Source organism: Neochlamydia sp. TUME1, from assembly GCF_000813645.1.
Taxonomy (GTDB): Bacteria; Chlamydiota; Chlamydiia; order Chlamydiales; family Parachlamydiaceae; genus Neochlamydia.
In genome coordinates this window covers 1-8,136 of sequence record NZ_JRXI01000151.1, presented here as the reverse complement: position 1 = coordinate 8,136, position 8,136 = coordinate 1, and the positions used below count along the sequence as shown (strand labels likewise).

The 8,136-nt window shown below is 36.3% G+C and carries 8 protein-coding genes; 2 read left to right on the top strand and 6 right to left on the bottom strand.

All coding sequences use genetic code 11. The annotated features are described in order from the left end of the window. The coding region (locus DB41_RS11935; protein ID WP_039386064.1) for a hypothetical protein at window positions 1-287 on the top strand (287 nt) is incomplete at its 5' end. Between the two features lie 5 nt (window positions 288-292). On the opposite strand, the gene DB41_RS07530 is transcribed toward DB41_RS11935, so the two are convergent. Further along, window positions 293-2,200 (bottom strand): hypothetical protein, encoded by a 1,908-nt coding sequence (locus DB41_RS07530; RefSeq protein ID WP_039386063.1) that lies wholly within the window; start codon window positions 2,198-2,200, stop codon window positions 293-295. Between the two features lie 568 nt (window positions 2,201-2,768). After that, the gene (locus DB41_RS07525) at window positions 2,769-3,002 is read right to left on the bottom strand and encodes a hypothetical protein (RefSeq protein ID WP_039386062.1); all 234 of its coding nucleotides are present in this window, start codon (window positions 3,000-3,002) and stop codon (window positions 2,769-2,771) included. A gap of 208 nt (window positions 3,003-3,210) precedes the next feature. Here DB41_RS07525 and DB41_RS07520 point away from each other — a divergent pair, with 208 nt between their 5' ends. Next, window positions 3,211-4,401 (top strand): amino acid permease, encoded by a 1,191-nt coding sequence (locus DB41_RS07520; protein WP_039386061.1) that lies wholly within the window; start codon window positions 3,211-3,213, stop codon window positions 4,399-4,401. Between the two features lie 40 nt (window positions 4,402-4,441). On the opposite strand, the gene DB41_RS07515 is transcribed toward DB41_RS07520, so the two are convergent. The 4 genes from DB41_RS07515 to ftsY all read right to left on the bottom strand — a co-directional run bounded on the left by DB41_RS07515 (window position 4,442) and on the right by ftsY (window position 7,577). Then, window positions 4,442-4,693, bottom strand: a complete 252-nt coding sequence (locus DB41_RS07515; RefSeq protein WP_039386060.1) for a hypothetical protein — start codon at window positions 4,691-4,693, stop codon at window positions 4,442-4,444. An 83-nt stretch (window positions 4,694-4,776) separates the two neighbouring features. After that, a complete protein-coding gene (locus tag DB41_RS07510) occupies window positions 4,777-5,175 on the bottom strand; it encodes a hypothetical protein (RefSeq protein ID WP_039386059.1) in 399 nt (132 codons plus the stop codon). An 843-nt stretch (window positions 5,176-6,018) separates the two neighbouring features. Beyond that, entirely contained in the window at window positions 6,019-6,381 is a 363-nt protein-coding gene (locus DB41_RS07505; RefSeq protein ID WP_039386058.1) for a hypothetical protein, read from the bottom strand. A 266-nt stretch (window positions 6,382-6,647) separates the two neighbouring features. Further along, entirely contained in the window at window positions 6,648-7,577 is a 930-nt protein-coding gene (gene ftsY / locus DB41_RS07500) for a signal recognition particle-docking protein FtsY (protein ID WP_039386057.1), read from the bottom strand. Between the last annotated feature and the right edge of the window lie 559 nt (window positions 7,578-8,136).

Here is an 8,136-nt window from a genome sequence, read left to right as displayed (position 1 = left end):
AGCCTGTGCGCTTTCTTGCTTTAGAGGATAACCATTATATTGCCTCTATGTTTCATCCTGAATTCAAAAACTTTAAACTTTATCAACATACTCCTGCTATAAAAGGTTGTGGAATAATATTGCCCTTCCTACCTGACACATATCCAGGGGTAAATTCTCATCATATTCATGCTAGCTACGATGGCCGCAAACTAGTCTTTTGTGATGAACATGGCTGGCTGCATCTATGGGACTTTGCTCATTTACAAGGAAAGGAGCCTATTTTAGTCGCTCCTCCCGATGCTTAGAAAAGCTATTTGTTTACCTGAAGCGTTTGGCTAATTAAAATAGATTGCAACTGTTCATAAGAACGGTAAGAGGAATATTTTCTTTGCATTACTTCTTGGCTAAGCTTCTCGGTGAGCTGAGAAGTTGCTTGGAGCTGATCACCTATGAAATGTCTAGATTCTTCCAGCCTAGTGAAAGAAGAGGGGTCAATGGGTGAAGAAATTGAAGAGCCGAAAAGGCCCTTTATAGCAAATGAGTATGTTTGCAAGAGTGTCAACATTTGCCCATGTCCAGGATGGGCTAAGTGAGCTCTTTTCACCTGCCAAGCTGAAAGCCCTTTTTCATCTTTATTTAATTTTGCTTGAACTTTCCTAATGTATTCGGACAGTTGATGATAATAATCATCCTTTCCTTTCATAGCTTCATGCTCTTTCTGTTTATTTATAGTTTTTTTAATTGCCTCTCTATTTCGTTGTATAGCTTGCTTAAACTCTTCAATCTTTATGTTTATTGGAGCGTACATTTTTTCTTTTTGCTGTGCATAATCGTTATATTCATTTCTTAATGTTTGGAAATCCTGCGGAAAACTTGCAAGCAATCCTTTCGTGTCTTCTAAATTAGGAATAACAAGTGGAAGAGAGTGAGAATCATTTAAGCTAGAAATGCTATCTAATAACTCAGGGATACGTAAAATTAAATTATTTATGTTTTCAAGATTTTCAAACTTTTCATCAAAAGAAGCAGAAATTTGAGTAGTCAAATGTTGGTTGTTTTTAAAAAGATGCTTATCAAGCGCTCGCACGCTTTTTTCTAATTCTTTAAGCTTGTTGAGTTTTTCATCGGTCTGCAGTAAGCTTTGACCCAATACTTTTTCAATTTCTTTACCTACACGCACTGTAGCCGCTATAGGCGTCGAGCTTCTTCCCCCTGAAACGTTTTCTAATTGATTTATGGCATACTTACGAACATTTCTTTCAATGATATCATCCACTCTGTTAAGGGTGGCAGGAGCTATTATGGTATGATTATTTAAATAGTAAAATTTACTTTGTTCATTGAATAAGGAACGGGAAGCAGGAAAAAAATTATCCCATAATCTGTTAATGCCTTCCTCAGCTCCTACCTTTTTATCTATAATTTGCTTTAAAGTTTTTTGAAGAGCTTTTCCAGGCATGCCAAGAGCCAATAATTTTAAAATCAAAGTGGGTGGAATGTTTTCTTTTTCCTTTCCTTCCTTTCTTTCCTTTCGCACAGCTTCAAGAACTTCGTATTTTAATTTTTCTAAATAATCGTCTCTAATTTCTGGAAATAATGAATGATGGCAAGCCTCCGTACCCTGCGCTTCAGAACCCTGATGAAGTTGAAACTTTGCTCCACGTGGCTCAATTTTACTTTCGGATTTAAAGAAAGCGACAGATAGATGAAAAAAAAGTAATAACCGTGTTTCAGCATGCATCTTCACTGGAGAAGATAATTCGCTAGCTGGGATGCCCTCTTGTCCATTATTATACCCATCCATCTCCTCTATCAGCTGTTGAAGATGAGAAAATTTAAGCCAATCCTCTTGCCTGGCCGTCCTTGTTAAACTAGGAATGAGTTTATGGGCATTGAGGACAACTTGACGGCTAGTGGCAGGGTTGCTATCTAAAGGGCCTGCAGGCCTGAGTTGCAAAGAAAAAGTTTCTTTAGCAAATTGAAATATTGCCAAAGAATCATTATCTCCTTCTTCCATTTTCAGGTAGGTATAAAGATGAGCTTTAAACTGCGGATTTGCTTCAATTTCTTCCTTAACTCGATTTACAAAAAGTGTAGTTACTCTTTCGTCTAATTGTTTCTCTTTTCCTTTCTCTTCATCTTCTCTAGGCCTTTTTAAGCTCTTTATCTGTAAAAACTCAGAAGACGAAGAAGAATTAGGACGTATAGGACTACTCATAAGACGCTCCTTTTTCCTATATGGAATTAGATTTTTAGTAATTCGCTGTAGGTAATGCAGTTTTCATGCCAATTGCTTGAGGAGAGAGAAAATGCTCTTCAAAAGGAGAAGGTTAAAAGAGGTCTAAAGATGATCAATTCCCTTTAAGCTTCCATGCTTTAAAGGAGAAATAATTGTTTTAAGGAGGAGTAGGAAAAAGAGCTTAAGGAGGGCTTAAATATTTATCTAGCTACCTTATTAGCCGATTTAATCACCTCTTATGAGGCGATTAGCCATTGGAAGATTCTAGCGCATGCAAAGATCTTAGGCGTGGTGATAAAATAATCTAAGAAAAAATGTATTTTTAGCATCTATATTGAAGGAAAGCAAGAGAAGCACTTTACTTATTTAAGGGATTAATAGAGTAACCTTTAGGTTTTAAGGAGGAAAAATAGATGGAATGTGCCAGGCTTGTTTTCTTTATTTTCTCTAGCTTGGTTGTTGATTTTAACGCTAAAGGAATAGAGTCTATCAAAGGAAAAAGGATAAAAGCTGAATAGTATCATAAGAGAGACTGATGAAAATAAACTTAAGATAATCGGTGGGTAGATTGGCTTTTTGTAAAACGGAGCATAAAAGGCACTTGCGATATAGCTTGTTGTCCTGGTGAGGCTACTCTATAGGATAGGGTCAAAGCTGCGGGCAACGTCTGGATAAGAGAAGGATGCTTTAGAGTTTCTAAAGAAAATTTTGGGCAGGGAGGGCTAGAAGGCGACAAGCTATACAAGCTGGTATCCACATATAGCGCTTCGTTACTTAGCATTAACTTTTTTTATAGCCTCCGCTATGCTTTCAATCCGTTAAATGAAAAAAAATTTCCTAGAATTTATATAAAATAACTTCTAAAAGTATAAAATTTCATCCAATTGTATATTTTTCAGGAATTATTGCTTTTATGGCTTCTATCTTGAATTTTTGAAACTTCCTCCCTATACTCGCACCTAATTTAACTTATTTAAGAAGATGATCCCATGAATAATACTGCAAGTTTACTTAAAGGCGCCTTATTAGTAGCAGGAACCTCTATTGGAGGGGGAATGCTTGCTCTACCCGTAGCCACAAGCTTAGGCGGCTTTGTTCCCTCTTTACTCACTTATTTTTTTTGTTGGGTTTTTATGGCCTCCACAGGCTTATTATTTCTAGAAGTTTCCACTTGGATGAAGGGCGAAGCTAATATTGTAACGATGGCCTACACTACTTTGGGAAGTTTAGGCAAATGGGCAGCATGGATCATTTATCTATTTTTATTTTACTGCCTCAATTTGGCTTATATAGTAGGGTGTGGAAATCTGGTTTCCCAGTTCTTAGTCAATATTGTTCCTGCTCACTATGGCTCTTTGTTGTTCGTGCTCTTATTTGGCCCCTTTGTTTATGCTGGCGCTCAAGTAATTAGCCATTTAAATATCATGCTTATGGGTGGATTAGCTGTTTTTTATGCAGCTTTTGTGATTTTAGGGGCTCCCCATGTAAACTCCCAACATCTATTGTATCAGAACTGGTCTTTAGCAATGGTAGGATTACCTATTGCTTTTACTGCCTTTGCCTACCAAGGAATTATCCCCACTTTAGTGCACTATATGCATAGCGATATACGTTTAACACGCTTAGCTATTTTGATAGGTAGTTTTATTCCTTTGGTAACCTATATGATTTGGCAATGGTTAATTCAAGGCATAGTGCCAACTTTTGGTGCAGGAGGATTAATAGAGACCCTGCAAAAAGGAGAGAATGCTGTAGTGCCGCTAAAGCATTTTTTAGGCACTCCTGTTATCTATATTATTGGCCAATTTTTTGCCTTTTTTGCTTTAGTGACCTCATTTTTTGGAGTGACGTTAGGGCTGCTAGATTTTCTTGCCGATGGATTACAATTAAAAAAAAGTAGCGCTAATAAGTTCTTTATTTGCTTAGCTATTTTTGTTCCTCCTTTATTAATTTCCTATAGTCATCCTCATATTTTTCTAGAAGCCTTAGATTATGCCGGTGGGTATGGTTGTGCTCTTTTATTAGGCTTATTGCCTGTCTTAATGGTATGGACAGGACGGTATGTGCATGGATTTAAAGGTGAGTATACTTTTCCGGGTGGGCGTATATCTTTAATTTTTCTCTCTTTATTTGTAATCTTTGAGCTAGCTTGTGAAAGCTACATTAAGTTTATAAAATAAAGATAGCTACTTACTTTTTTAAAAATGTTTTCCTTAATTTTTAAGGATATTTAGAAGATGGATGAAAGCCTTGAGGGGGATAGCGATAAGAGCGCTGAGGATGAGGAGTAAATTTAGAGGGATAAGGAGAATTAGCGCGAGAAGTAGGCTGGCGCCCATGGCGCCTCGGGCGCCGTGGTTGAGTGTAGGAATAGATTTTTAAATTTTTGCCTATACGGTCATACGCTTCCAAAGTGTAGGGAATAAAAAAAGAAAAGAGGGATAATAAATAAATTAATCTTCTATGCTTCATCGAGCCCTTTTTAAAAGTTAAGATTACTTCTTAATTGATATCCGCTTCTTTTATCCAATCTAGAAAGACGATTATCCTTCTTTTTAATAGGGAAAACGGCTTTCAAGGCGTCTTTCATAGGGAGCAGGATAGCTTGGATTGAGATAAATTGAATAGCTAGAGGGGTAATAATAGGATGAGGAAGGCCCTCTATAAGAGTCATAGTAATAGGGATAGGAGGCTCCAAAGCCTAGGCCAATTCCTAATCCACCATAGTAATAATAATTATTTCCTCCTCCATGCCTATGATCATGATGTTTTTCATCCCTATCATGATGTCCGCCTTTATGGTGTCCATTCCTGCCCCCATGATGTCCCTTTCCTTGAGCTATCAGTAGATTACCTTTAATTTTTTGATTCTCATCAGCTTGCAAAGTAAGTGAGGAAAAAATTCCCATAGATAGGAAGGAAAAAGCGATAAAAAAGCCATATCTTTTGTACATAGAGTCTCCAGGGTTATATTAATAGTAGCCATTCAAGCTCTTAAGACACGAACTAAAATTTTTTATAATTAATATCTAGATTGTTAATCAAATCAACCTATGCTTCCTATTTTACTGCTAAAGCTGTCTTTGCGTTAGATAACCTTGCACCTTGCAAGTACTTTTATAGATAGCCATAACCGCAAAATTTTTCTTACTAGTCAAAAATTTAGATCTTTTTACTAACCTCTAAGTTAGGGGACATTTACTTAATATTTTGCTAGCTTCATCTACCCCTTCAGCTTCACTTCTTAAAAAAAGGTTTTAAACAGGCCTTTTCCTCAATAGAACAGTCCTTAAAGGGAAGAAAAAAACCTTCCAAGCTATCGAACATACATATTTAAATTCAACCGCTAATCAATTCTAGTCACTAAATTTTAAAGGCTTAAAATGGCCTCAACTTTTCTGGCTGATGCCACGCTCTTTCATTCGTATTTATTTGAAGTTTTCTTAATGAGGAGAAAAATTTAGCTAACTGTTGCCTTTATTTTAAAGTATGTGATTTTCCCTACTAACTTCTTAAAGTAATTAAATTTAACTTTAAACTATAAACTCATTATCCAGGTATTCAATCTTTTCCTATCTAATTTACTGTTGTGGTTTAAAGAGTACTAAATAACTTTTAAAAATTGCATTCATGTTCTAATGCTGATTAGTATAAATGCTTGGTTATAAGAAACTTAATTTCTACCCGCTCTTTTCAGCTGCTTTTCCCTCAATAAATGAGCAGGAATCTTCTTCTAATAATTTTAAAAATTACTTAGCAAGAGTTTATAATAATTAAGCCCAGTCATGTAAAAAAGATTAACTACCTATATTTAAGTTAACATTAATCCCATTATCCCAGTAATAATTAGGATGATAGTAGTAATAAGGATAACCATTATAATAATAGGGATAGGTGACAGAAGTATCACTATAGACGAAGCCTGGATTATACCAGGGATCTACCACATACACATTGCTATGCCCATGCTCATGATGCCACTGATGATCTTCATGATGATGTTCCCAACCATGATCGTGTTTTCCATGAAAGCCTTCATAAGAAGGATGCCCTTCTCCCTTAACGCTTCCATGATCACCTCCACCGTGTGCAAACAATCTAAGAGATGAAATAGCAAGCGTGGCGCTCCAAATTGTGACGTGAATTAAGATTTTTTTCATGATTAATCTCCATTTTAACTTATAATTTCTTTTAACGATTTTATGAGTTTTGAACAAGAAGGTAATGGAGGAGAATGTAAAAATATTTTATTATGCTTGCTTTCAAACATATAGAATATAAGAGGCCTGCTTTTCAGAAATTATGAGAAGCTAAAGAAAAGAAAAAATTAATTTTCTTAAAGATTTGGTAAGTTTAAATCTTGCTTAGGTAAGGATGATATTCCCAATTGAATGACTTTAATATAAAGATTGGAGTTTATAACTTTTTATTCATCAAACAGCGCTTTTACAAAGCGTTCAGCATTAAAAGGCTCAAAATCTTCTACCCCCTCACCAAAACCAATATATTTGATAGGAATGCCAAGCTGTTGTTGAATGCTAATAGCAATTCCTCCTCTTGCTGTTCCATCAACCTTAGTAAGAATTAAACCAGTAATAGGGGTATGTTTATGAAAAATAGTGGCCTGATCGATTGCATTTTGTCCTGTGGTCGCATCAAGCACCAAAAGAATTTCTTGAGGTGTACTATTTTGCACTTTATGACAGGATCTTTTGATCTTTTCAAGCTCTTGCATAAGATTAGCTTTGGTATGTAGCCTTCCAGCAGTATCAATGATTAATATATCTGCTTCCCTTGCTTTGGCTGCGGTTACCGCATCAAAAGCAACTGAGGCAGGGTCACTTTTGGCAGCTCCTTTAACAATGTGAATATTTAAGAGCTGCGCCCACCGCTCCAACTGTTCGACGGCAGCAGCGCGAAAGGTATCAGCTGCGGCGAGTAAGACTTTTTTACCTTGGCTATGGTAGAACTTGGCGAGCTTAGCAGCTGAAGTGGTTTTACCATTCCCATTAACTCCCACAACTAAAATAACATGAGGGATGGAGGAGTCCATAGCTGGGACAGAAAGGGAAGGGCTCTTAAGACTTTGGATAATCTCTTGTTGGATTTCTTTGACTAAATCTTCCGGTTTTAAAAGAGGATGGCTGATGTGTAACTGGCGAATTTTCTCCGTTAAAGTTGCGGACATTTTAACCCCTAAATCCGCTTCATATAAAGTACGTTCTATTTGCTCTAAAGTTTCCTCATTGAGGGGTTTGGTAAAAAGGGCCTTAAGCTTATGTCCTAATACAGCACTTGTTTTGGATAAGGCTTTTTTTAATCTAGTATAGCTGCCTTTTAAAAAATCTAAAATCATAAAAAGTTTTTTGTAACTTAGGTTAAGTAGAAAAGAAGTATACCACATAGGGCTTGAAGAATAAAAAGAAAAAATGGGTTAAGTGATCTGAGGTTGAGGAGACTGATGATAGATCTTCATGCCTTTCAGTCTTAAAAAATATCGGTTAGCTTAGGCATTCTTGTAATTGCCTTTAATTAAGCAAAGGGAAGAACGGGCGATATAATGGTAAAATAGATGAAATGAGGCAAGGGCAAGCTTAAGGATTAGAGCAAGAAAAGTAGGAAGGGTCCCATCTTAGGGAAGACAGTTTTGTTGCCAGTTTATTTAACATTTAAAGAATTATATCCCTTCTTTGCTGAACTTAAGTCATCGCTGCTAAAGCATTTTCTCTTGCTACTTTCTCTTTTATAAATTTATAGGTTTATTCAGAAAAAAGTCAGAAAGAAGGGACCTACCAATAATAATAAGCGAAAAAGGAGCAGGGATGGCGAGGGAAAGGCTGCCTAATAAATGAAAATTTAGGAAAACAAATTTGTAGCCATAACTTTTGGCCCATTAGGCCTCCTCCTAGGAGAAA

Excerpts from the sequence above, each read along its gene's own strand:
- ftsY (WP_039386057.1), bottom strand. The coding sequence starts at position 7,577 with ATGATTTTAGATTTTTTAAAAGGCAGCTATACTAGATTAAAAAAAGCC.
- DB41_RS07510 (WP_039386059.1), bottom strand. The coding sequence starts at position 5,175 with ATGTACAAAAGATATGGCTTTTTTATCGCTTTTTCCTTCCTATCTATG.
- DB41_RS07505 (WP_039386058.1), bottom strand. The coding sequence starts at position 6,381 with ATGAAAAAAATCTTAATTCACGTCACAATTTGGAGCGCCACGCTTGCT.
- DB41_RS07515 (WP_039386060.1), bottom strand. The coding sequence starts at position 4,693 with ATGAAGCATAGAAGATTAATTTATTTATTATCCCTCTTTTCTTTTTTT.
- DB41_RS07530 (WP_039386063.1), bottom strand. The coding sequence starts at position 2,200 with ATGAGTAGTCCTATACGTCCTAATTCTTCTTCGTCTTCTGAGTTTTTA.
- DB41_RS07520 (WP_039386061.1), top strand. The coding sequence starts at position 3,211 with ATGAATAATACTGCAAGTTTACTTAAAGGCGCCTTATTAGTAGCAGGA.
- DB41_RS07525 (WP_039386062.1), bottom strand. The coding sequence starts at position 3,002 with ATGCTAAGTAACGAAGCGCTATATGTGGATACCAGCTTGTATAGCTTG.